Here is a 21,786-nt window from a genome sequence, read left to right as displayed (position 1 = left end):
TCCATCGCCCAGCAAACTCACCACAACAAAAAGCCCGCTCAGGTTTCCCTGAGCGGGCTTCTTTGAATCTGGCTCCTCTGACTGGACTCGAACCAGTGACATACGGATTAACAGTCCGCCGTTCTACCGACTGAACTACAGAGGAATCGTTGGAACGAGGCGAATATTAGCGATGCCGATCCCCGTTGTCAAAGCCCGATCGCACACTTCTGGTTTAAGTGCGCGTAAAAGCAGCGGATTGCTGCTTTTCTGCCTTGAATGGGCAGATTTCAAACTGCCAGCAAGATCTCACTTTAAACGCATTTCCTTTGAGATGTTAGATGCGTGTCAAAGTTTTGTTATTTGCCGATTTTAAAACAATCGTTTCAGTGCTTTTATGATGAAAATTTCAAAAGAAGAGATGATGAAACAAATGAACTGCTTATCATCACGCCCGAAACGAGTTTTGTCCGCTCAACGCTTCTTGCGAAAGTAACATATTGATAAGGAAGATGTTGAAAAAAGGAGCAGCACGGTACCGATAGCGTCAGACCAGAAGCCTTACCTCTACGAACAGAAAAAAAACGCCAGCGACGTTGAGTGAATGTAAAAGATATTTTTCATTCGCGCACTCAGCCAACCTGAGCACGTTAACAAATAAGAAGGGTTACCTATGAAATTCAAAAAAGCGTTAGTGACTTCCCTGTTAGCTTGCATGTTACCTGCCGCTGTGATGGCAAAAGATATCCAGCTGGGCGTTTCTATGGCGCTGTTTGATGACAACTTCCTCACTATCCTGCGCACAGCCATGCAAAAAGAGATGCAAAAAGACAACGTGAAAGGCCAGGTGGAAGATGCCAAAGGCGACGTCTCTCAGCAGCTGCAGCAGGTACAAAACTTCATCGGCCAGGGCGTCGACGCCATCGTCGTTAACCCGGTCGATACTAACGCGGTGAAACCGATCATGGATGCCGCGACCAAAGCCGGTATTCCACTGGTATTTGTCAACCGCAAACCGGCGGGTCAGCTGACCGACAAGATGGCGTACGTCGGCTCCGACTCTGAACTGGCGGGCCGTCTGCAGATGGAAGCACTGGCCAAAGCGATGAACGGCAAAGGCAACGTGGCGATCCTGATGGGCGACCTGGCGAACGAATCAACCCGTGACCGTACTAAAGGCGTCGAAGCGGTGGTCGCCAAATATCCGGGCATTAAGGTGGTACAGAAGCAAACCGCGAAGTTTACGCGTAACGATGCGGTAGACGTGGTGAGCAACTGGATGACCGCCGGTGACGATATCCAGGCCATTGCCTCAAACAACGATGAAATGGCGATTGGTGCGCTGCAGGCGCTGGGTAAAAACCCGAACCACATCCTGATTGCCGGCGTGGACGGTACGCCTGATGCGCTGCAAATGCTGAAGAATGGCAAAATGGTTGCCACTGTATTCCAGGATGCGAAAGGTCAGGGCGAAGGTGCCGTACAGACTGCGGTGAAACTGGCGAACGGCGAAAAAGTGGAAAAAATCATCAACATCCCTTACCAGCTGATCACCAAAGACAACATGGCGCAGTTCGAAAACCGTAACCAGAAATAATCGCTCCCCCTTAAGCCGTACGGAGGTGATGTATGACCGCTTTTGCGCTTGAAGCCGAAGGCATCAGCAAGTTCTTCCCCGGAGTGAAGGCACTCGACAATGTCTCACTGCGTATTAAGCCGGGGTCGGTACATGCCCTGATGGGTGAAAATGGCGCGGGCAAATCCACTTTAATGAAATGCCTTATCGGGATGTATCGTCCCGATAAGGGCACTATCCGCATTAAAGGGGAGCCAGTGCAGTTTCAGGACACCATGGACGCGCTGCGTTCCGGCATTTCCATGATTCACCAGGAGCTGAATCTGGTGCCTTACATGACCGTGGCGGAGAATATCTGGCTCGGTCGTGAACCGATGAAATACGGCTTTGTCGATCACGGCAAGCTCAATCAGCAGACGCAGGAACTGCTTAACAAACTTAATATCCGTCTGAAAGCCGATCGGCTGGTCGGCGAGCTCAGCATTGCGTCCCAGCAGATGGTGGAAATTGCCAAAGCGGTGTCGTGGAACTCCGACATCGTGATTATGGATGAACCGACCTCGGCGCTGACGGAAACCGAAGTGGCGCATCTGTTCACCATCATCCGCGACCTGCGTGCCCAGGGCAAAGCCATCATCTATATCAGCCATAAAATGGATGAAATTTTTGCCATCACCGATGAGATCAGCATCTTCCGCGACGGCACCTGGGTCGGCAGCAACAGCACCACCGCCTTTACCCGTCAGTCGCTGATCACCCAGATGGTGGGACGCGAACTGACGCAGCTGTTCCCTAAATTCAACAGTGCCATCGGCGAAGAAGTGCTGACGGTGCGCAATCTGACCTGCAAAGATCGCTTTACCGATGTCAGCTTCAGCGTGCGCAAAGGCGAGATCCTCGGCGTGGCCGGGCTGGTGGGTGCCGGACGCAGCGAGGTGATGGAGAGCCTGTTCGGCATGGAAAGCTTCGACAGCGGTGAAGTGCTGATTGATGGTGTGCCGGTGAAAATCGATTCGCCCTCAACGGCGATTGAGAAGGGCATGGCATTTCTCACCGAAGACCGTAAAAAGTCCGGGCTGTTTCTCGTGTTGTCAGTGCTGGAGAACATGAGCATCGTCAATATGCCCGATTACATCGGCAAAAGCGGTTTCGTTAGCCACATGAAGATGGCGCAGGACTGCATGGAGCAGATCCGCAAACTCAATATTAAAACGCCGACCATGGATCAGATCATCAATAACCTCAGTGGCGGTAACCAGCAGAAGGTGCTGATTGCGCGCTGGCTGCTGGCGCAACCGAAGATTCTGATCCTCGATGAACCAACCCGCGGCATTGATGTTGGCGCTAAAGCCGAAATCTACCGCCTGATCAGTGAACTGGCTAACCGTGGCGTGGCCATCATCATGGTGTCCTCTGAGCTGCCGGAGATTCTCGGCATGAGCGACCGGGTGATGGTGATGCACGGCGGACGTATAACCGGCATCCTCGATAAAGAAGAGGCCGACCAGGAAACCATTTTGTCGTTGGCATCCGAGTGAGGCACGAGACCCCTATGAGTAACGTAAAAGTAACGGCCCCGCAGGCCACCGAACAGAGTTCTTTCTTCGGCAATCTGCGCCATAAACTGCCGAAAGACACCGGCATCTTTGTCGTGATGTTAGGCATTGCGCTGATTTTTGAAATAGCCGGCTGGTACGTGCGTGACCAGTCATTTCTGCTCAACACCAACCGTTTAGTGCTGATTGTGCTGCAGGTAGCGATCATCGGTATTATCGCCGTCGGCGTCACCCAGGTCATTATTACTACCGGTATCGACCTGTCGTCCGGTTCGGTTATCGCCCTGACGGCGGTGGTTGCCGCCAGCCTGGCGCAGACGTCTGACAGCCTGTCGCCGATGTATCCGTCACTGGTCAATCTGCCCGCCGCCATCCCGATCGTCGCCGGCATCGGCGTCGGCCTGCTGTGCGGCGTGGTCAACGGTGTGCTCATCACCAAAACCGGCATTCCGCCGTTTATCGCTACGCTCGGTATGATGGTGTCGGCGCGCGGTCTGGCACAATATTATACCCAGGGTAACCCGATCAGCTTCCTGTCGGACGGTTTCACCTCCATCGGTCAGGGCGCGATGCCGGTGATTATCTTCCTGGTGGTCGCCTTCCTGTTCCACATCGCACTCAAACACACCCGCTACGGCAAATATGTCTATGCGATTGGCGGCAACATGACCTCCGCCAAAGTATCGGGCATCAACGTTAATAAATACCTGATCATCGTGTATACCATCGCCGGGGCGCTCTCGGGTCTGGCGGGAGTGGTGCTGGCGGCACGCGTCAGCAGCGGCCAGTCGAGCATGGGCATGGCGTATGAACTCGACGCCATCGCCGCCGCAGTTATCGGCGGCAGCAGCCTGATGGGCGGCGTCGGGCGGATTACCGGCACGCTGATCGGCGCAGTGATCCTCGGTTTAATCAAAAGTGGCTTTACCTTTGTTGGCGTCGATGCCTACGTGCAGGACATCATCAAAGGGATGATCATCGTCGCAGCGGTTTCAATCGATATGCACCGCAACCGCAAAAAACGCTAACCCGTTCTGCTCCTCTCTTCCGGGAGAGGAGCAGGGTGAAGGCGGTAATTGCACGCTGCCGGGCTGCCGGCATCGTCAGACACAATAAGTTTTCCCACTGATAGCCACCGCGCAATTTCTCTTTATTCTCCTTTCTGCCCCCGCAATCCGTGCATTTTCTGCCCGTTTTGCACCACAGCAGCACGCGCAGTCATCACTTTTTTGCACATCTGCCTCGCAAATGTTGCACCATCAGGGTGCGTCATCACCAGCGGATAAACGTTATGGGTCATGTGCGGCACTTATTAACCCATTCGGGGTAATCAGAAACGCTTATTTTCCCGTTCGTTAGGAAAATTCTGGTCAGTGCCCGCCGGGTAAAGATCAAACCTGGCCTGCATATTGCAATTTCTTTGTTACAAGCCAGCAGGCTGAGAACTCATCATTTGGGCATTCGGGGATCCGTGACGGAGGCAATATGAACTTAAGACGACTGAAATACTTTGTAAAAATCGTCGATATCGGCAGCCTGACGCAGGCAGCAGAAGTCCTGCATATCGCACAACCTGCACTCAGCCAACAGGTGGCGACGCTGGAGAACGAACTCGACCAGCAGTTGCTGATCCGCACCAAGCGCGGCGTAACGCCAACCGAAGCCGGTAAAATTCTTTATGCTCACGCACGCACCATCCTGCGCCAGTGCGAACAGGCGCAGACAGCGGTGATCAACGCTGGCCAGGCGCTCAATGGTCAGGTATCGATTGGCCTCGCGCCGGGCACGGCGGCCTCTTCGCTCACCATGCCGCTGCTGCAAACGGTGCGCGAGCAATATCCTGATGTGCTGGTCTATCTGCACGAGAACAGCGGCACTTCACTCAATGAGAAAGTGATGAATGGCCAGTTGGATATGGCCGTGCTGTACGATCGCGCGCCGACTGCCGGTATCAACAGCATTCCGCTGATGAAAGAGGAGCTGTATCTGGTAGGGGCGACGGCCTGTCCGGGTGCTACGGTGGATCTGGCTGACGTGGCGCAGATGAACCTGTTCCTGCCGCGTGACTACAGCGCCGTGCGCAAACGCGTGGACGAAGCGTTCTCGCTGCGTCGCCTGAGTGCGAAAATCATCGGTGAAATTGAGTCGATCTCAACTTTAACCGCGGCGGTGTCGAGCGGCATGGGCGTTACCGTACTGCCGGAATCGGCGGCACGCGCGCTGGTGAGTTCAACGCATGCGTGGATGGCACGCATTAACAGTCCGTCGCTGAATCTGCCGCTGTCGCTGAACGTCTCAGCGCGCCTGCCGCTGTCGCCATCGGCGCAGGCGGTAAAAAACATCCTGCTGTCGCTGCTGAACAAGCCGATGGTGGAGGAGCGCGAGCTGATGTTAGTGGGTTGATAGAGAGAGGTTTTTTCCCTCACCCTAACCCTCTCCCGCCTGCGGGAGAGGGAACCGTCTGGCGCAGCCATCCATCCCGGCACGCCATCTGAATATCGCGCGATCCGCTCCCTCTCCCTATGGGAGAGGGCCGGGGTGAGGGCGGCAAAGCGCACCCATCCCCAACCTCATGCTTATTACTATTCCGCATAACACACCGTTTTTTATTATTTGTTGCAATCACACCAACTTCATAACATGGACGAAACAGGGGCAGGAAACAGGAGAAAAGGGTGTGAATTTCCAGCAACTTAAAATTATACGCGAAGCGGCCCGTTGCGAATTCAACCTGACAGAAGTCGCCAATACGTTGTTTACCTCGCAATCGGGGGTGAGCCGGCATATTCGCGATCTGGAAGATGAACTGGGCGTGGAAATCTTCATTCGTCGTGGCAAGCGGCTGTTAGGCATGACCGAACCGGGCAAAGCGCTGCTGACCATTGCTGAACGCATCCTCGATGAGGCCGGCAAAGTGCGCCGCCTTGCGGATGTGTTTACCAATGAGACCAGCGGCGTGCTGACCATCGCCACCACGCACACCCAGGCGCGCTATAGCCTGCCGCGCGTCATCAAAGCGTTTCGCCAGCTCTATCCCAACGTGCGGCTGGAACTCAATCAGGGTTCACCGCAGGAGATCGTCGCCATGCTGCTGGCCGGTGAGGCCGATGTCGGCATAGCCTCGGAGCAGCTGGTGAATAACACCAGCCTGGCGGCGTTCCCGTGGTTCAGCTGGCACCACTCGCTGCTGGTACCGCACGATCACGAGCTGCTGGCGAATCAGCCGGTCACGCTCGCCAGCCTCAGCCGCCATCCGCTGATCACCTATCGTCAGGGGATTACCGGTCGCTCGCGCGTGGACCGCGCCTTCCAGGCTGCTGGCCTCCGCCCGGATATCGTGCTCAGCGCGCAGGATTCTGACGTAGTGAAAACCTATGTCGAACTCGGGCTGGGCGTCGGTATCCTCGCCGATCAGGCGTGCGATATTTACGATGGCGAAGACCTGGTGAAGATCGATGCTCACCATCTGTTTGATGCCAACACCGTGTGGCTCGGGCTGAAGCGCGGCCAGCTCCAGCGCAACTACGTCTGGCAGTTCCTTGAACTGTGTAACGCTAACCTGTCACTGGAAGAGATCAAACGGCAGGCGCTCTCTTACGAAACCGACGACGAACCCGCCATCGATTTCCAAATCTGAGTTTCCTCTCTGGCCCGGTGCGGGCCTTTTTTATTTGCTTCCCCAAACGGACGTGGCAAGCTGGCGGGCAGAACGCCTCTCAGGGAGAACAGAATGAATACGATATTGCGCGCCATGACCCTCGCGGACGCCGAAGCGGGTTATCGCCTGACTCAGCAACTGGGCTGGGCGCACCGCCGCGAAGACTGGCAGCAGCTCATCGCCCTGGGTGAAGGCGTGGTGGTTGAGGCGCAGGGCGACTATCTCGGCGGGGCGATTGGCTGGCGCTGGGGAGCGGATGCCGCCACTATTGGTCTGGTGATTGTGAGCGAACAGGCGCGCGGACGCGGTATTGGCCGCCAGGTGATGCAGGCAATGCTGGAAAAATTCTCCGGCTGCAACGTGCGGCTGCACGCCACCGATATGGGGCAGGTGCTGTATGAGAAGCTCGGCTTCCAGGCCTGCGATCGCGTGGCGCAGCACCAGACGCGCGCGCTGGCGCAGCAGCCTGCGGTAATCGTACCGGATGGCCTGACGCTGCGGCCGGCCGTTGAGGCGGATGCCGCCGCCATCGACGCACTGGATTATCAGGCGAACGGGCTGCGGCGAACGCGTCTGCACCAGCAGCTGCTGGCGCAAAGCGTGGTGCTGCAGGATGCACAGGGCAGGTTGCAGGGGTTTGCCAGTCGCCGCCGCTTTGGGCACGGCTGGACCATCGGCCCGGTGATTGCTGACGATGTTGCGGCGGCGCAGGCGCTGGTGTCGCAGCTGATGCAGGATCTGACGCAGCAGTTTGTCCGGCTGGACACGCCCGATGCCCGGCTCGGCGCGTGGCTGCTCAACCTTGGGCTGGCGCAGGTCGATGCGCCTTTCGCGATGGTACACGGCACAGCGTGGCGGGCGGCACCGAACGGGCCTCAGACCTTTGCGCTGGCCTCGCCTGCGCTGGGTTAACTAAGCGTAACGGCGGTGATTTCTAAGCCAGACGCGGCGAACGTCGCCGAACAGGCGTAATCTGTCACATTCCATTTCGTCGGCTACCCTTAACGTTTATTGCAAACGTCTAAGGGAGAGCCCGTCATGAGCAAGAAAACCAGCGATTTCTTTGTTGAACGCCTGCAGGCATGGGGCGTCACGCGCATTTATGGCTATCCGGGCGATGGCATCAACGGCGTGCTGGGCGCTATCCAGCGGGCCAATAAAGCCGGTGCAGGCATCGAATTTATTCAGGTGCGACATGAAGAGATGGCGGCTTTTATGGCTGCCGGTCACGCCAAATTTACCGGTGAGCTCGGCGTCTGTCTGTCGACCGGCGGCCCCGGTGCCACCCATCTGCTGACCGGCCTGTATGATGCCAAAATGGATCACGCGCCGGTGCTGGCGATTGCTGGCCAGGCGGAAACCACCGCGCGCGGTGCCAGCTACCAGCAGGAGATGAATTTAGACCGCATCTTCGCCGATGTGGCGAACTTTGTGCAGGAAGCGGCAGCCCCGGCGCAGGTTCAGCATCTGATCGATCGCGGCGTGCGCATTGCCAAAGCGCAGAACGGCGTCGCGGTGATCATCCTGCCGAAAGATCTGCAGGATGAGAACTGGCAGCCACCGCAGCATGCGCACGGATTTACCCATTCCGGGCCGGGCTATCAGCGGCCGAAGATTGTGCCCTACGACGAGGATTTGCGCCGTGCCGCTGAGGTACTTAACGCCGGCAAAAAAGTTGCGGTACTGATTGGTGCTGGTGCGCGCGGTGCTGCGGTTGAAGTGGTGCAGATTGCCAATGTGCTCGGCGCGGGCGTGGCCAAAGCGCTGCTGGGCAAAGACGTGCTGCCGGACGATGCGCCTTTCGTCACCGGTTCGATCGGCCTGCTCGGTACCAAACCGTCGTGGGAGCTGATGCAGAACTGCGACACTTTACTGATGATTGGCAGCGGTTTTCCGTGGACCGAATTTCTGCCGCCGGAAGGCAAAGTGCGCGCGGTACAAATCGATATCGATCCGGCGATGCTGGGGCTGCGCTATCCGTGCGAGGTCAACCTGCACGGCGACGCGGCAGAGACCCTGCGCGCGCTGTTACCGTTACTGACCCATAAAGCGGATCGCCACTGGCAGGAGGCGATCGCGGTGCAGGTGCGCGACTGGTGGGCGTTGATGGAACAGCGCGCCATGGCGCCCGCCAACCCGGTCAATCCGCAGCGCGTGGTGTGGGAGATGTCCCCGCAGCTGCCGGAAGATGCTATTGTCACCTCGGACTCGGGCTCCTGCGCCAACTGGTTTGCGCGCGATTATCGGGTGAAGCAGGGCCAGCGCGCCACGCTGTCGGGTGGGCTGGCTTGTATGGGGGCCGCCGTCCCGTTTGCCATCGCCGCGAAATTTGCCTTTCCCACTCAGCCAGTGGTGGCGCTGGTGGGCGACGGGGCGATGCAGATGAACAACCTGGCCGAGCTGATCACCATTCAGAAATACTGGCAGCAGTGGGCCGATCCGCGCCTGATTGTCTGCGTGTTCAATAATCAGGATCTCAATCAGGTCACCTGGGAACAGCGGGTAATGGAAGGCAATCCACGCTTTGAAGCTTCGCAGCAGCTGCCGGATGTGCAGTATGCGCGCTTTGCCGACAGCCTCGGTTTGCAGGGCATCTATGTCGACCGGCCGGAGGATCTGGCGGCGGCGTGGCAGCAGGCGCTCAGCGCCACCCGACCGGTAGTGCTGGAGGTGAAAACCGATCCGGAAGTGGCCCCGCTGCCGCCGCATATCACACTTAAGCAGGCCAAAGCTTTTATGTCGTCAATGGCGAAGGGCGACCGCGGCATGGCGCAGGTGATTAGCGACACCGCCAGCCAGTTGCTGCACAGCAAGGGTTAGCGCGCTGTCCTGTTTATGCCCGGGATAACGCCGGGCTACATATTTACTGTTTCACTGTAGGGTGCGCGTTAATGCGCACCTGAAATATACAATCGGTCTGATTCCCACTGTTTTGCATTATCTATAATATATTGCCGTATATGCAGTAATTCGTTTTCATTGCGGATAACGCGATCGTAGAAGCTGCGTTGCCAGATTTGATACCCTGCCTGGCGCGTGACGCCGCCTTTAAACAAATTAATTATTTGATTGATGGATCGTTCATTACGTTCCTGTAACCACAGGATGGCATGGAAGTGATTGGGCATCAGCGCAAATGTATCAAGCGTGGCGAAACGCGTCCGGCGCGGAACCTCGTTCCAGGCGGAGATAACGATATTCCCTAAAGGCGAGGCTATCATTATGCCATGATGTATATCGCCAAATAAGGAGCGACGCTGATGACACACCAGCGTTAAAAAATAGGCGCCTGCCGAACGATAATTATAATGCTTCAGGCGGGGATATTGGCGATTTTTCATTATGACCTCCTTGTGCAAAAAGAATGTGCTCCTTTTATTTGCGGAAAGCCATTAGAAGAGGGGAACGTTGGGAGTTACATTCCAGATATTCAGAGTGCGATGAATGGGTTATTTTTAGATGAGTGCGGGTTTTTACCAGGTCGCCATAAATGGCGACCCTACAGGGTAGGGATTGTGTTTGGTCGTCGTAAATGGCAAAACCACAGGACGGTAAAAGGTTTTGTAGGGTGCGCATTTATGCGCACCAGGATAATTTTAGATGAGTGCGGGTTTTTACCAGGTCGTCATAAATGGCGACCCCATCGAACGGCGCAGGGTTTTATTTGGTCGCCGTAAATGGCAAACCCACAGGACGGTACAAGGTTTTGTAGGGTGCGCATTTATGCGCACCAGGATAATTTTAGATGAGTGCGGGTTTTTACCAGGTCGTCATAAATGGCGACCCCATCGAACGGCGCGGGGTTGTGTTTGGTCGCCGTAAATGGCAAACCCACAGGACGGTACAAGATTTTGTAGGGTGCGCATTTATGCGCACCAGGACAAAAACAAACGAATTGAACGCCGTACTCCCCTCACACCATCCGCTCAATCTCGCTCAACGGCACCGCCCGGCTGAACAAATATCCCTGCAGTTCATTACACCCGGCATCGGCCAGCGCGTTTTTCTGGCCCTCGGTTTCGACGCCTTCGGCGGTGACGGTCAGGCCCATGGCGTGGCCGAGGCGCACCACGGATTCAACAATTGCGGTGGAGTTCTCCGCCATGCCCAGCGACTGGGTAAACGACCGGTCGATTTTAATCTTGTCGACCGGAAACGTGCTGAGATAATTCAGGCTCGAATAACCGGTGCCGAAATCATCCAGCGCGATACGGAACCCGGCGTCGCGCAGCGCGATGATACTGTTGCGCGCTTCGTGTTCATCCTCAATCAACACGCCTTCGGTGATTTCCAGCTCCAGCCGCTGCGGATCGGCACCTTCCGACTGCACAATCTCAATCATGCGTTCGACAAACCCGCTGGCGCGGAACTGCACCGGCGAAACGTTCACCGCCACAATCACCTGCGGTAACTTCAGGGCGGTTTTGCAGGCATCGCGCAGCACCCATTCGCCCAGCGGAATAATCATGCCGGTCTCTTCGGCGATGGCGATAAAGTCGGCAGGCGACACATCGCCGCGCTGCGGATGATGCCAGCGCAGCAGCGCTTCCAGTCCGACAATCTGCTGGCCGCTGATCTCCATCAGCGGCTGATACCACACCGCCAGACCGTCGTAATTAACCAGCGCCTGACGCAGATCCGCCGCTATCTGCTGGCGCGTGCGCAGCGATTCATCCATCACCTTTTCAAACTGGCGATACTGACCGCGTCCGCCATTTTTCGCCTCGTATAGCGCTATGTCGGCTTTGCGCATCAGCTCCAGCCGGTCAATGCCATCGCGGGGTGCCAGCGCCAGGCCAATGCTGACGCCAACCCATAGCTCGTTGCCCACCAGCTGATACGGCTCGCCCAGCGCGGCGATGATGCGCTGCGCCAGCGCCTGCACCTGACCGATATTCTCAACCTCCGGCATCACGATGATAAATTCATCGCCGCCAATACGCCCGACGGTATCGCTGGCGCGCACCAGGTGACTCAGGCGGCGCGCCACCTCGATAATCAGGTCATCGCCGGCGTGATGGCCCCAGGTATCGTTAATGATTTTGAAGCGATCCAGATCCAGCAGCAGCAACGCCACGCGCTGGTCGTGACGGGTCGCGGCGGCCAGTGCCTGAGTCAGCCGATCTTCAACCAGCGCCCGGTTCGGCAGCCCGGTCAGCACATCGTGAAACGCCAGATGCTGCGCCTGCGCCTCGCTGGCCCCGAGCTTCAGCAGCGACTGCGATAAATCGAGCGAGGAAGTCCAGATGCGCCGCACCATAAACAGACACAGCAGGGTGATCAGCAGCACCGAAATCAGCGTGGAAGGGCCGAGGGTACGCAACATCTGCGCGCCCGGCTTGTCCGGATCCCAGCTGAGGTAGCCGACGATATCGCCCTGACGCGAGGTCAGCGGATAGCGCGCTTTGTGTTCGTTCTGCGGTACGCCATCGCTAAAAAAGAGCTGCCGCAGCTGGCTGCGTTCAGACAGGTTGCGCAGATAGCCATCATCAAGAAACTTAATACTCACCAGCCGGTAGCGCCCGGCCTCGCGCGTGCTGCTGATATCGCCCACCGCCAGCGCTGCCGCACGCTGGCCGATGCGCACAAAATCCGCGCGGTCGGCCGGACCGGGTACCTCATCACTGCTTTGCACCAGTGGCGTCTGCAACAGATCGCGCAGATACGGGCCGATGCGCAGATCCGCCACCGGCTGGCCGTTGCGCCACACGGCGGTCGGCTGATTGGTGCGGTCAAGCAGCACAATCAGCTGATGATCAAACATATCGTACAGCCAGCTACCGACGTTTTGATTCAGCCAGTCGCTGTCCGGCTGCGGCTGCGCCAGTTGATCGGCGAGCGGGGACCAGCGTGTCAGGCTGCGCAGCTGGCGCAGATGTTCACTCAGACTCTGATTGAACGAGGCGACGATCATCCGCTGCTGCTGCTCGCGCGCCTCATGGTTGGTGGCCGAGGTGCTCCAGAACAGGCCGAAACCGGCACCGAGAAAAGTCAGCAGTAAAATCGCCACCAGCGGCAGGATCACTTCGCGCAAAAAATTGCGGCGAAAACCGTGCGAAAGTTTGAAGGTGTTTATCATTTTAAGGTTTCGCGCTCCGGGCAGGGCTTACTGATTAAATTAGCAGAATTTACGCAGCCTGCATCAGGTAAGGGAAGCGTTAAAGGCGTGAAACTGCAGGCGATTTTTTTGCGCATAGTCACAAAGGTAACAGTTAAGTGGATTTTATTGAATTGGTTGCCGTCTGGCTGCCATCCTGCTGCCTTAAAGCAAATTCATCCGCACGTCACTGAGCCGTCACGGCACTGTCATCTGTCTCCCGCACTGTAGTCGCCATTCCGCAGCCTCTTCCGCTGCGCCCCTCAACCTGAAGCGAATGAGGTATTGAGCGTGATGGAGATATCCAGACATCCGACCACTGTCTATCAGGCGGTTGCCGCCCAGCTGGAGCAGGCGCTGCAGGAGCGCTATCGCTGCGGCGATTATCTGCCGTCTGAACAGCAGCTGGCCGATCACTATGCCGTCAATCGCCACACGCTGCGCCGGGCGGTAGATGAGCTGGTGAACAAAGGCCTGCTGCAGCGGCGCCATGGCGTCGGCATCCTGGTGCTGATGCGCCCGTACGACTACCCGCTGCATGCCCAGGCGCGCTTTAGCCAGAACCTGCTGGAGCAGGGCAGTCATCCCACCAGCGAACGGCTGCTGGCGGTACTGCGTCCAGCCAGCAGTGACGTGGCCGCCGCGCTGGGCAGTGACGAGGGTGCCAGCGTCATTCACTTACGCACCCTGCGCCGCGTCAACGGCGTGCCGGTGTGCGTGATCAATCACTATCTGGCCGACCTGCGCTGGTGGCCGGCGCTGCAGACGTTCCAGCACGGTTCCCTGCACGACTTCATGCAGCAGCAGCTCGGCCTGCAGCTGAGTCGCCGTCAGACCCGCATCAGTACCCGCCGCGCACAGGCCAAAGAGTGCAAACAGCTGGAGATTACGCTGCACGCGCCGCTGCTGTGCGTGCGCACCCTGAATACACAGCCGGACGGTCAGGTGGCGGAGTACTCCGTCAGCCTGACGCGTGGCGACATGATTGAACTCACCCTGGAGCACCAATGAAACAGCAAACCGCCCGTCAGCACTGGCTTTCGGTGCTGGCGCACAGTGAAGCCAGCGCGCTGGCCAGCCACTGGCAGTCGCTACAGCTTACACCCGCCTTCGAGCGCCTGCGCCCGGCGGAAACCGGTTTAACCCGTCTGCAGGCGCGCATGGGCGGCAGCGGGAAACGCTTCGTCATGGGCGATGCCACCGTCACCCGCGCGGTGATCAGACTGCACGACGGCACGCTGGGTTTTAGCTATGTGCTGGGGCGCGATAAGGCGCATGCCGAACGCTGCGCGCTGATTGATGCGCTGCTGCAACAGCCGGAAACCCAGGCGCTGCTGCAGGAAAAAATTATTGCCCCGCTGGCGGCACTGCGTGAAGAGCAGCGCCAGCTGCGCGCGCGGGAAATCGCCAGCTCCAAAGTGGATTTCTTTACGCTGGTTCGCGGAGATAACGAATGACATTACTGGCAAGTTTTAACCATCCGGTTGCCGACGCCCAGCGCGCCTTCCGCCGCATTCTCAAAGCGATGAGCGAGCCGGGCGTGATGGTCTCGCTGCCGCTGGCGCAGGGCTGGGGCGATCTCTCCCCGGCAGCAACGGCGGTGCTGCTGACGCTGGTCGATCAGGAGAGCGCGCTGTGGCTGGATCGCCGCGTGGACAGCGATATCCTGCGCAGCAACCTGCGCTTTCACACCGGCGTACCGATTGTCGATGAGCGCGATGCCCCGTTTGCGCTGACCCACGCGGCGGCCAATCCCGATCCCGCCTGCTTCGCCGCCGGTGACAATCTGTCCCCTGAGAAGAGCACCACGCTGATTGTCGAAGTGCCGTCGCTCAACGGCGGGCTGACGCTGCGCCTCTCCGGGCCCGGCCTGCGTGAGCCGCGCGCCATCGCGCCGCAACTGCCGGCCGCCATTCTGACCTATCTGCGTGAGCGCCCGCATCCGTTCCCGCAGGGGGTAGATCTGATTTTCACCTGCGGTGAAGCGATGATGGCGCTGCCACGCACCACCGACGTGGAGGTGTGCTGATGTACGTAGCCGTGAAAGGGGGCGAAAAGGCGATTGCCAGCGCCCATCAGCTACAGGCCGATCTGCGCCGTGGCGACCGCAGCGTCGCGGAGCTGGGCTGCGACCAGGTGGCGCAACAGCTGGGGCTGGCGGTGGACCGGGTGATGACCGAAGGCGGCATCTATGACACACAGCTGGCGGCCTTAGCCATCAAACAGGCCAGTGGTGATTTGGTCGAGGCGATTTTCCTGCTGCGCGCCTACCGCACCACGCTGCCGCGCCTCGCGGACAGCCTGGCGCTGGAAACCGCGGAAATGCGCATCGAGCGCCGCATCTCGGCAGTTTACAAAGATCTGCCCGGTGGCCAGGTGCTGGGCCCGACCTATGACTACAGCCACCGCCTGCTGGATTTTACCCTGCTGGCCAACGGCGAAACGCCGGCCGCCGCGCGTGACGATCAGGCGCTGGCGCAGCGCTGTCCGCACGTATTCAGCATGATGACGCGTGAAGGGCTGGCAGCGCGTGAAGAGGATGACGGCAGCGAGCCGTGCGACATCACGCGCCAGCCGCCCGGTTATCCGGCGTCACGCGCTGCCCGCTTACAGCAACTGGTGCGCGGCGACGAGGGGTTTCTGCTGGCGCTTGGCTATTCGACCCAGCGCGGCTATGGCCGCAACCATCCGTTTGCCGGTGAAATCCGCACCGGCTATCTCAGCGTGTCGATCTGCCCCGAAGAGCTGGGTTTTGAGATTGAAATCGGCGAGATCCTGCTGACCGAATGCGAAATGGTCAACGGCTTCACCACCCAGGGCGACAGCGCGCCGCATTTTACCCGCGGCTACGGCCTGGTGTTCGGGCGCGCAGAGCGCAAGGCGATGGCGATGGCGCTGGTGGACCGTGCGCTGCAGGCATCCGAGTATCAGGAGCGCATTGCCGGGCCGGCGCAGGACGAAGAGTTCGTACTGTCGCACGCCGATAACGTCGAAGCCGCCGGCTTTGTCTCGCACCTGAAACTGCCGCACTACGTGGATTTCCAGGCGGAGCTGGAGCTGCTGCAGCGGCTGCGCCAACAGCATCAGGAGCAGAATGATGAGTGAGTTAACCGGCTACAACAACGGCTACCTGGATGAGCAGACCAAACGCACCATCCGCCGCGCCATTCTGAAAGCGGTCGCGATCCCTGGCTATCAGGTGCCGTTTGCCGGCCGCGAAATGCCGATGCCGTATGGCTGGGGCACTGGCGGCATCCAGATCACCGCCAGCATTATAGGCGACAGCGACGTGCTGAAAGTGATCGATCAGGGCGCGGATGACACCACCAACGCGGTCTCTATCCGGCGCTTCTTCCAGCGTGTCAGCGGGGCGGCAACCACCGAAGCCACCAAAGACGCCACGCTGATCCAGACGCGGCACCGCATTCCGGAGACGCCGCTTGAAGAGGATCAGGTGCTGATTTTCCAGGTGCCGATCCCGGAGCCGCTGCGCTTTATTGAGCCGCGTGAGACGGAAACCCGCACCATGCACGCGCTGGAGGAGTACGGCATCATGCAGGTCAAGCTGTATGAAGATATTGCCCGCTACGGCCATATCGCCACCACCTATGCCTATCCGGTGAAGGTTAACGATCGCTACGTGATGGATCCGTCGCCGATTCCCAAATTCGACAACCCGAAGATGCACATGATGCCGGCACTGCAGCTGTTTGGTGCCGGACGTGAAAAACGCATTTATGCGCTGCCGCCCTACACCAAAGTGGAAAGTCTTGATTTCGACGATCACCCGTTCAGCGTGCAGAGCTGGGAACAACCCTGTGCGCTGTGCGGTTCGCGCCACAGCTATCTCGACGAAGTGGTGATGGATGATGCCGGTACGCGCATGTTTGTCTGCTCCGATACCGATTTTTGCCACCAGCAGCAGGAACAACAGCATGCACAGTGAACAGCCGCTGCTCGCGGTCAATAACCTTACGCACCTCTACGCGCCGGGCAAAGGTTTTGAAGACGTCAGTTTTGCGCTCTATCCCGGAGAGGTGCTGGGGATTGTCGGTGAATCCGGCTCGGGGAAAACCACGCTGCTGCGCAGCCTGTCGGCGCGTCTGGCACCCCAGCAGGGCAACATTCTTTATCGCGGCCGCGATCTGTATCAGCTGAGCGAGAGCGATCGTCGCCGGCTGCTGCGCACCGAGTGGGGCGTGGTGCATCAGCATCCGCTGGACGGGCTGCGTCCGCAGGTGACGGCGGGCGGCAACATCGGCGAACGCCTGATGGCGATTGGACAGCGGCATTATGGCGACATCCGCAACGAGGCGCTGCGCTGGCTGCAGGACGTTGAGATCCCGGCCAACCGCATCGACGATCTGCCCACCACCTTTTCCGGCGGCATGCAGCAGCGTTTGCAGATTGCGCGCAACCTGGTGACGCAGCCGACGCTGGTGTTTATGGATGAGCCGACCGGCGGGCTGGATGTCTCGGTGCAGGCGCGCCTGCTGGATCTGCTGCGCACGCTGGTACGCGAACTGAATCTGGCGGTGATTATCGTCACCCACGATCTGGGCGTCGCGCGTCTGCTGGCGCACCGCCTGCTGGTAATGAAGCAGGGCAAAGTGGTGGAGAGCGGGCTCACCGACCGGGTACTTGACGATCCGCACCATCCGTACACCCAGCTGCTGGTTTCATCGGTGCTGGCATAGTACACACTGGCAGTGCGCATTAATGCGCACCCTACAGGGCTGTCACCCGCATGGCGACCGTGCGGCGCTGGCGGTGCGCATTAATGCGCACCCTACAGGTCTGTCACCCGTATGGCGACCGTGCTGCGGGGATCAGTGGTCAAAACATTCAGGACATCAACATGCAACCCATTTTGCGCGTAGAGAATCTCAGCAAAACCTTTGTGCTGCACAACCAGAACAGCGCCGAGCTGCCGGTGCTGCAGCACGCCAGCCTTGAAGTGGCCGCCGGCGAATGCGTGGTGCTGCACGGGCGCTCCGGCAGCGGTAAATCCACGCTGCTGCGTGCGCTGTACGGTAACTATCAGGCCAACAGCGGTCACATCTGGCTGCAGCATCACGGCCAGTGGGTCGATCTGGCACAGGCACCGGCGCGTCAGATGCTGGCGATCCGCCGTGACACCGTCGGCTGGGTCAGCCAGTTTCTGCGCGTGATTCCGCGCGTACCGACGCTGGAGATTGTCATGCAGCCGCTGCTGGAGCGCGGCGTCGAACGCGCCCGCTGTGAACAGCGCGCCCGCGAACTGCTGACGCGTCTTAACGTGCCGCAGCGCCTGTGGTCGCTGGCCCCCTCGACCTTCTCCGGCGGGGAACAGCAGCGCGTCAACATCGCACGCGGCTTTATCGCTGACTATCCGGTGCTGCTGCTGGATGAACCCACAGCGTCACTCGACAGCGCTAACAGCGCGGCGGTGGTGGAGCTGATTGAACAGGCGCGCGCCCGCGGGGCCGCTATCGTAGGTATTTTCCATGACGAAGCGGTGCGCGCCCGGGTGGCCGACCGCCTGCACGTCATGCAGCCGCTGCACACAGGAGAACAGGCATGATCGTGAATAATGTCCGGCTGGTGCTGGAAAATGAGGTCGTCAGCGGATCGCTGGAGATGCGCGGTGGCCGGATCGCCAGCTTCAGCGACAGCGGCAGTCAGCAGCCGGGCGCGCTGGACGGCGGAAACGCGTTTTTGCTGCCGGGGCTGGTCGAACTGCATACCGACAATCTCGATAAATTCTTTACGCCACGGCCCAAAGTCGACTGGCCGGCGCATTCGGCGATGAGCAGTCACGATGCACTGATGGTCGCCAGCGGCATCACTACGGTGCTGGACGCCATCGGCGTCGGTGACGTGCGCGACGGCGGTCATCGCCTCGAAAACCTGAGCAAAATGATTACGGCGATTCAGGACAGCAACCGCAAGGGCATCAACCGCGCCGACCACCAGCTGCACCTGCGCTGTGAGCTGCCGCACCACACCACGCTGCCGCTGTTTGAAGCGCTGATGAGCACCCCGGAGCTGTCGCTGGTGTCGCTGATGGATCATTCACCCGGCCAGCGCCAGTATGCATCGCTGGAGATGTACCGCACCTACTATCAGGGCAAATATCAGCTCAACGATGAGCAGATGGATCAGTTTGAGCGCGAACAGCTGGCGCTGGCTGCCGAATTCTCCACGCCGAACCGCAACGCCATCGCTGGCCTGTGCCAGGCGCGCGGTATTCCGGTTGCCAGCCACGATGATGCCACGGCGGCGCATGTCGCGGAGTCACACGCGGTGGGCAGCGCCATTGCCGAGTTTCCCACCACGCTGGAAGCGGCACGCGCCTCGCGCGACTGCGGCATGCGGGTGCTGATGGGCGCGCCAAATATCGTGCGCGGCGGATCGCACTCCGGCAATGTCGCGGCGTGGCAGCTGGCCAGCCACGGCCTGCTGGACATCCTCTCGTCAGATTACTATCCGGCCAGCCTGCTGGATGCGGTATTCCGCCTGGTGGCCGACGAGCGTAATGCGCTGACGCTACCGCAGGCGGCGGCGCTGGTCACGCGTAACCCGGCACAGGCGATTGGCCTGCACGATCGCGGCACGATTGCGGAAGGGCTGCGCGCCGATCTGGTGCTGGCACACACCGATCACGGTCATGTGCACATTCGCCACGTCTGGTCACAGGGCAGGCTGGTGTTCTGATGGCGCGCCTCATCTGGCTGACCGGGCCCTCGGGCTCGGGTAAAGACAGCCTGCTGAACGCGCTGCGCGAGGCGCCGCCGGACAAGCTGGTGATTGCCCATCGCTATATCACGCGACCGGCCGATGCCGGCGGTGAAAACCACGTGGCGCTAAGCGAAGCCGAATTCCGCCGGCGTGAAGCGCTCGGCCTGTTTGCCATCAGCTGGCGCGCACACGGCCTGAGCTACGCGCTCGGCGAGGAGATTGACCACTGGCTGGCGCGCGGTCTCAACGTGCTGGTCAACGGTTCACGTCTGCATCTGCCAGTCGTGCGCCAGCACTACGGCGAGCAGCTGCTGCCGCTGGTACTGCAGGTCTCGCCGGCCGTGCTGGCGGCACGGCTGCGCCAGCGCGGACGCGAAAGTGAAGCCGACATTCAGCGACGGCTGGCGCGCGCAGCAGAACCGCTGCCCGCCCACTGCCACGCGCTCAACAACGACGGCGCGCTGATCGACACGCTCCATCAGCTGCGCCAGTTACTGGAGCATCCGCCATGAATCTGACCTTTCTCGGTACGGGCGGCGTGCAGGCCGCGCCGCTGTTCGGCTGCGACTGTCGCGCCTGTGAACGCGCCCGGCAGCAGCCACGCTATGCGCGTCACGCCACCAGCGCGCTGATCGACACCGGTCGCGAGCGCATCCTGCTCGATGCCGGTCTGCCCGATCTGCATCAGCGCTTCCAGCCCGGTGAGCTGAGCCGCATTCTGCTGACGCATTTCCACATGGATCACGTGGCCGGCCTGTTCAGTCTGCGCTGGGGCCGGGGCGCGTCGATTCCGGTGTGGGCGCCACCGGATGAAAAGGGCTGCGACGATCTGTTTAAGCATCCCGGCCTGCTGGCGTTTCGCCCGGCGCTGACGCCTTTTGTCGCGCACAGCTTCGGCAGCCTGCAGGTGACGGCGCTGCCACTGCAGCATTCGCGGCTGACTTACGGCTACCTGTTCGACTGGCATGGCACGCGGCTGGCGTGGCTGTGCGACACCTGTGGTTTGCCGCCGGACACCGCCGATTTCCTGCAGGGCCAGCCGCTCGATCAGCTGGTGATCGACTGCAACGATGCGCCGCGCGCCGCGGTGGGTAATCACAACGACGTTACCCGCGCACTGGACATCGTGGCCCGGCTGGCTCCGCGCCAGGCATGGCTGGTGCACCTGTCACATGAGATGGATAACTGGTTGCTGGACAATGGGTTACCGGAAAACGTCAGCGTACCGTTCGATGGCCAGCAGATTGCTGTCGGTTTGCGCGACGCTGTCACCGTTTAATCATGGTTCTGTCATCAGACCTTCATCGCCAGTGTCCGTAATAACGGGCAATCAACACCTCAGAAGAGATGGAGCGCAACATGGCACAGGCACTACTCAAAACCGTCGTCGACAATGCACATCCTGCCCAGCGCCATGGCGACAAGGTGCTGTCGGTGCAGGGGCTGTGCAAAGCCTTCGGTGATAACCGCGTGCTGGATGATGTCAGTTTCGATCTGCATGCGGGCGAGCTGGTGGCGGTAATCGGCCGCTCGGGCGCAGGCAAATCGACCCTGCTGCATATGCTGAACGGCACCATTGCCAGCAGCGAAGGCGCGATTCTCAGCATGCGTCACGGCGAGGCGGACCGCGATGTGGTGACGCTCAACAGCCGGCAGATGCGCGAATGGCGCAGCGAGTGCGGCATGATCTTTCAGGACTTCTGCCTGGTGCCGCGCCTCGACGTGCTGACCAACGTGCTGCTGGGCCGGCTCAGCCAGACCTCAACGCTGAAATCCTTTTTCAAAATCTTCTCCGACACCGACCGTGCGCAGGCCATTGAACTGCTGCAGTGGATGAACATGCTGCCGCAGGCGCTGCAGCGGGCGGAGAATCTGTCCGGCGGCCAGATGCAGCGCGTCGCCATCTGCCGCGCGCTGATGCAGCGCCCGAAAATCCTGCTGGCCGACGAGCCGGTGGCCTCGCTCGATCCCAAAAATACCAAACGCATCATGGATGTGCTGCGCCAGGTGAGCGAGCAGGGCATCAGCGTGATGGTCAACCTGCACTCGATTGAACTGGTGCAGCAGTATTGCACCCGGGTGATCGGCATCCAGCGCGGCAAAGTGCTGTTTGACGGCCATCCTGCTCAGTTGACCGACAGCCTGCTGCATGCGCTGTACGGCGACGAAATTAACCAGCTCCACTAACTCCCACGGCAAG

General features: G+C 59.6%; 21 protein-coding genes and 1 tRNA gene. 18 read left to right on the top strand and 4 right to left on the bottom strand.

Translation table 11 applies throughout. From position 1 onward, the window contains the following. Positions 1-69: 69 nt before the first annotated feature. Positions 70-145, bottom strand: a tRNA-Asn gene (locus KOL70_RS07770). Positions 146-652: 507 nt separating this feature from the next. On the opposite strand from KOL70_RS07770, the gene KOL70_RS07765 reads away from it, so the two are divergent. Genes KOL70_RS07765 through KOL70_RS07755 form a run of 3 tightly spaced genes read left to right on the top strand, consistent with a single transcriptional unit; the run spans position 653 to position 4,139 of the window. Then, positions 653-1,576: a sugar ABC transporter substrate-binding protein gene (locus KOL70_RS07765; protein ID WP_058782055.1), complete on the top strand. Its 924-nt coding sequence runs from the start codon at positions 653-655 to the stop codon at positions 1,574-1,576. A gap of 32 nt (positions 1,577-1,608) precedes the next feature. Continuing rightward, entirely contained in the window at positions 1,609-3,093 is a 1,485-nt protein-coding gene (locus KOL70_RS07760; protein WP_021509786.1) for a sugar ABC transporter ATP-binding protein, read from the top strand. Positions 3,094-3,107: 14 nt separating this feature from the next. After that, complete coding sequence (locus tag KOL70_RS07755; RefSeq protein WP_058777949.1) at positions 3,108-4,139, top strand: ABC transporter permease; 1,032 nt, start codon at positions 3,108-3,110, stop codon at positions 4,137-4,139. A 122-nt stretch (positions 4,140-4,261) separates the two neighbouring features. Here the strand turns inward: KOL70_RS07755 and KOL70_RS07750 are convergent, their stop codons facing one another. Then, positions 4,262-4,411, bottom strand: a complete 150-nt coding sequence (locus tag KOL70_RS07750; RefSeq protein WP_166711554.1) for a hypothetical protein — start codon at positions 4,409-4,411, stop codon at positions 4,262-4,264. A gap of 185 nt (positions 4,412-4,596) precedes the next feature. Between KOL70_RS07750 and nac the strand changes: the two genes are divergently transcribed. The 4 genes from nac (at position 4,597) to KOL70_RS07730 (ending at position 9,589) form a co-directional block, all read left to right on the top strand. After that, the gene (nac, locus tag KOL70_RS07745) at positions 4,597-5,514 is read left to right on the top strand and encodes a nitrogen assimilation transcriptional regulator NAC (RefSeq protein WP_058757341.1); all 918 of its coding nucleotides are present in this window, start codon (positions 4,597-4,599) and stop codon (positions 5,512-5,514) included. A gap of 274 nt (positions 5,515-5,788) precedes the next feature. After that, positions 5,789-6,748: an HTH-type transcriptional regulator Cbl gene (gene cbl, locus KOL70_RS07740; protein ID WP_021509789.1), complete on the top strand. Its 960-nt coding sequence runs from the start codon at positions 5,789-5,791 to the stop codon at positions 6,746-6,748. A gap of 93 nt (positions 6,749-6,841) precedes the next feature. Continuing rightward, positions 6,842-7,681, top strand: a complete 840-nt coding sequence (locus KOL70_RS07735; RefSeq protein ID WP_104093153.1) for a GNAT family N-acetyltransferase — start codon at positions 6,842-6,844, stop codon at positions 7,679-7,681. Positions 7,682-7,807: 126 nt separating this feature from the next. After that, positions 7,808-9,589, top strand: a complete 1,782-nt coding sequence (locus KOL70_RS07730; protein WP_215480477.1) for a thiamine pyrophosphate-requiring protein — start codon at positions 7,808-7,810, stop codon at positions 9,587-9,589. A 68-nt stretch (positions 9,590-9,657) separates the two neighbouring features. Here KOL70_RS07730 and KOL70_RS07725 read toward each other — a convergent pair whose 3' ends face one another. Both KOL70_RS07725 and KOL70_RS07720 read right to left on the bottom strand, forming a co-directional pair. After that, positions 9,658-10,110, bottom strand: a complete 453-nt coding sequence (locus KOL70_RS07725; protein WP_104093155.1) for a transposase — start codon at positions 10,108-10,110, stop codon at positions 9,658-9,660. Between the two features lie 572 nt (positions 10,111-10,682). Further along, complete coding sequence (locus KOL70_RS07720; RefSeq protein WP_215480476.1) at positions 10,683-12,848, bottom strand: bifunctional diguanylate cyclase/phosphodiesterase; 2,166 nt, start codon at positions 12,846-12,848, stop codon at positions 10,683-10,685. Positions 12,849-13,160: 312 nt separating this feature from the next. Between KOL70_RS07720 and phnF the strand changes: the two genes are divergently transcribed. The 11 genes from phnF to phnC all read left to right on the top strand — a co-directional run bounded on the left by phnF (position 13,161) and on the right by phnC (position 21,773). Continuing rightward, the gene (gene phnF, locus KOL70_RS07715) at positions 13,161-13,877 is read left to right on the top strand and encodes a phosphonate metabolism transcriptional regulator PhnF (RefSeq protein WP_088518068.1); all 717 of its coding nucleotides are present in this window, start codon (positions 13,161-13,163) and stop codon (positions 13,875-13,877) included. Further along, positions 13,874-14,323 carry a phosphonate C-P lyase system protein PhnG gene (phnG, locus tag KOL70_RS07710; RefSeq protein WP_058757348.1) on the top strand — a complete coding sequence of 150 codons (450 nt, stop codon included), beginning with the start codon at positions 13,874-13,876 and terminating at the stop codon, positions 14,321-14,323. The genes phnF and phnG overlap by 4 nt, the downstream gene beginning before the upstream one ends. After that, entirely contained in the window at positions 14,320-14,895 is a 576-nt protein-coding gene (gene phnH / locus KOL70_RS07705; protein ID WP_058774784.1) for a phosphonate C-P lyase system protein PhnH, read from the top strand. The genes phnG and phnH overlap by 4 nt, the downstream gene beginning before the upstream one ends. Further along, positions 14,895-15,971, top strand: coding sequence for a carbon-phosphorus lyase complex subunit PhnI (locus KOL70_RS07700; protein ID WP_215480475.1), 1,077 nt, complete (start codon positions 14,895-14,897; stop codon positions 15,969-15,971). Before phnH ends, KOL70_RS07700 begins: the two co-directional genes overlap by 1 nt. Then, positions 15,964-16,812 (top strand): alpha-D-ribose 1-methylphosphonate 5-phosphate C-P-lyase PhnJ, encoded by an 849-nt coding sequence (locus tag KOL70_RS07695; protein WP_021509799.1) that lies wholly within the window; start codon positions 15,964-15,966, stop codon positions 16,810-16,812. Before KOL70_RS07700 ends, KOL70_RS07695 begins: the two co-directional genes overlap by 8 nt. Continuing rightward, complete coding sequence (gene phnK, locus KOL70_RS07690) at positions 16,802-17,563, top strand: phosphonate C-P lyase system protein PhnK (protein WP_215480474.1); 762 nt, start codon at positions 16,802-16,804, stop codon at positions 17,561-17,563. The genes KOL70_RS07695 and phnK overlap by 11 nt, the downstream gene beginning before the upstream one ends. A gap of 161 nt (positions 17,564-17,724) precedes the next feature. Then, positions 17,725-18,429 carry a phosphonate C-P lyase system protein PhnL gene (gene phnL / locus KOL70_RS07685; protein WP_021509801.1) on the top strand — a complete coding sequence of 235 codons (705 nt, stop codon included), beginning with the start codon at positions 17,725-17,727 and terminating at the stop codon, positions 18,427-18,429. Continuing rightward, complete coding sequence (gene phnM, locus KOL70_RS07680) at positions 18,426-19,562, top strand: alpha-D-ribose 1-methylphosphonate 5-triphosphate diphosphatase (protein WP_021509802.1); 1,137 nt, start codon at positions 18,426-18,428, stop codon at positions 19,560-19,562. Before phnL ends, phnM begins: the two co-directional genes overlap by 4 nt. After that, positions 19,562-20,098 (top strand): ribose 1,5-bisphosphokinase, encoded by a 537-nt coding sequence (gene phnN, locus KOL70_RS07675; protein WP_104188816.1) that lies wholly within the window; start codon positions 19,562-19,564, stop codon positions 20,096-20,098. Before phnM ends, phnN begins: the two co-directional genes overlap by 1 nt. Continuing rightward, the gene (phnP, locus tag KOL70_RS07670; RefSeq protein WP_215480473.1) at positions 20,095-20,865 is read left to right on the top strand and encodes a phosphonate metabolism protein PhnP; all 771 of its coding nucleotides are present in this window, start codon (positions 20,095-20,097) and stop codon (positions 20,863-20,865) included. Before phnN ends, phnP begins: the two co-directional genes overlap by 4 nt. Before the next feature lie 80 nt (positions 20,866-20,945). Beyond that, complete coding sequence (phnC, locus tag KOL70_RS07665; protein WP_021509805.1) at positions 20,946-21,773, top strand: phosphonate ABC transporter ATP-binding protein; 828 nt, start codon at positions 20,946-20,948, stop codon at positions 21,771-21,773. Positions 21,774-21,786: the final 13 nt, after the last annotated feature.

Origin of the sequence: Pantoea sp. B270 (genome assembly GCF_018726825.1) — a bacterium.
GTDB classification, from domain to species: Bacteria; Pseudomonadota; Gammaproteobacteria; order Enterobacterales; family Enterobacteriaceae; genus Pantoea; species Pantoea dispersa.
This window is presented reverse-complemented; position numbering and strand designations above follow the sequence as displayed.

Bases quoted from the DNA above. Each gene is read 5' to 3' on its own strand.
- KOL70_RS07765 (WP_058782055.1), top strand. From the start codon at position 653: ATGAAATTCAAAAAAGCGTTAGTGACTTCCCTGTTAGCTTGCATGTTA.
- KOL70_RS07760 (WP_021509786.1), top strand. From the start codon at position 1,609: ATGACCGCTTTTGCGCTTGAAGCCGAAGGCATCAGCAAGTTCTTCCCC.
- KOL70_RS07755 (WP_058777949.1), top strand. From the start codon at position 3,108: ATGAGTAACGTAAAAGTAACGGCCCCGCAGGCCACCGAACAGAGTTCT.
- KOL70_RS07750 (WP_166711554.1), bottom strand. From the start codon at position 4,411: ATGACCCATAACGTTTATCCGCTGGTGATGACGCACCCTGATGGTGCA.
- nac (WP_058757341.1), top strand. From the start codon at position 4,597: ATGAACTTAAGACGACTGAAATACTTTGTAAAAATCGTCGATATCGGC.
- KOL70_RS07735 (WP_104093153.1), top strand. From the start codon at position 6,842: ATGAATACGATATTGCGCGCCATGACCCTCGCGGACGCCGAAGCGGGT.
- KOL70_RS07730 (WP_215480477.1), top strand. From the start codon at position 7,808: ATGAGCAAGAAAACCAGCGATTTCTTTGTTGAACGCCTGCAGGCATGG.
- KOL70_RS07725 (WP_104093155.1), bottom strand. From the start codon at position 10,110: ATGAAAAATCGCCAATATCCCCGCCTGAAGCATTATAATTATCGTTCG.
- KOL70_RS07720 (WP_215480476.1), bottom strand. From the start codon at position 12,848: ATGATAAACACCTTCAAACTTTCGCACGGTTTTCGCCGCAATTTTTTG.
- phnF (WP_088518068.1), top strand. From the start codon at position 13,161: ATGGAGATATCCAGACATCCGACCACTGTCTATCAGGCGGTTGCCGCC.
- phnG (WP_058757348.1), top strand. From the start codon at position 13,874: ATGAAACAGCAAACCGCCCGTCAGCACTGGCTTTCGGTGCTGGCGCAC.
- phnH (WP_058774784.1), top strand. From the start codon at position 14,320: ATGACATTACTGGCAAGTTTTAACCATCCGGTTGCCGACGCCCAGCGC.
- KOL70_RS07700 (WP_215480475.1), top strand. From the start codon at position 14,895: ATGTACGTAGCCGTGAAAGGGGGCGAAAAGGCGATTGCCAGCGCCCAT.
- KOL70_RS07695 (WP_021509799.1), top strand. From the start codon at position 15,964: ATGAGTGAGTTAACCGGCTACAACAACGGCTACCTGGATGAGCAGACC.
- phnK (WP_215480474.1), top strand. From the start codon at position 16,802: ATGCACAGTGAACAGCCGCTGCTCGCGGTCAATAACCTTACGCACCTC.
- phnL (WP_021509801.1), top strand. From the start codon at position 17,725: ATGCAACCCATTTTGCGCGTAGAGAATCTCAGCAAAACCTTTGTGCTG.
- phnM (WP_021509802.1), top strand. From the start codon at position 18,426: ATGATCGTGAATAATGTCCGGCTGGTGCTGGAAAATGAGGTCGTCAGC.
- phnN (WP_104188816.1), top strand. From the start codon at position 19,562: ATGGCGCGCCTCATCTGGCTGACCGGGCCCTCGGGCTCGGGTAAAGAC.
- phnP (WP_215480473.1), top strand. From the start codon at position 20,095: ATGAATCTGACCTTTCTCGGTACGGGCGGCGTGCAGGCCGCGCCGCTG.
- phnC (WP_021509805.1), top strand. From the start codon at position 20,946: ATGGCACAGGCACTACTCAAAACCGTCGTCGACAATGCACATCCTGCC.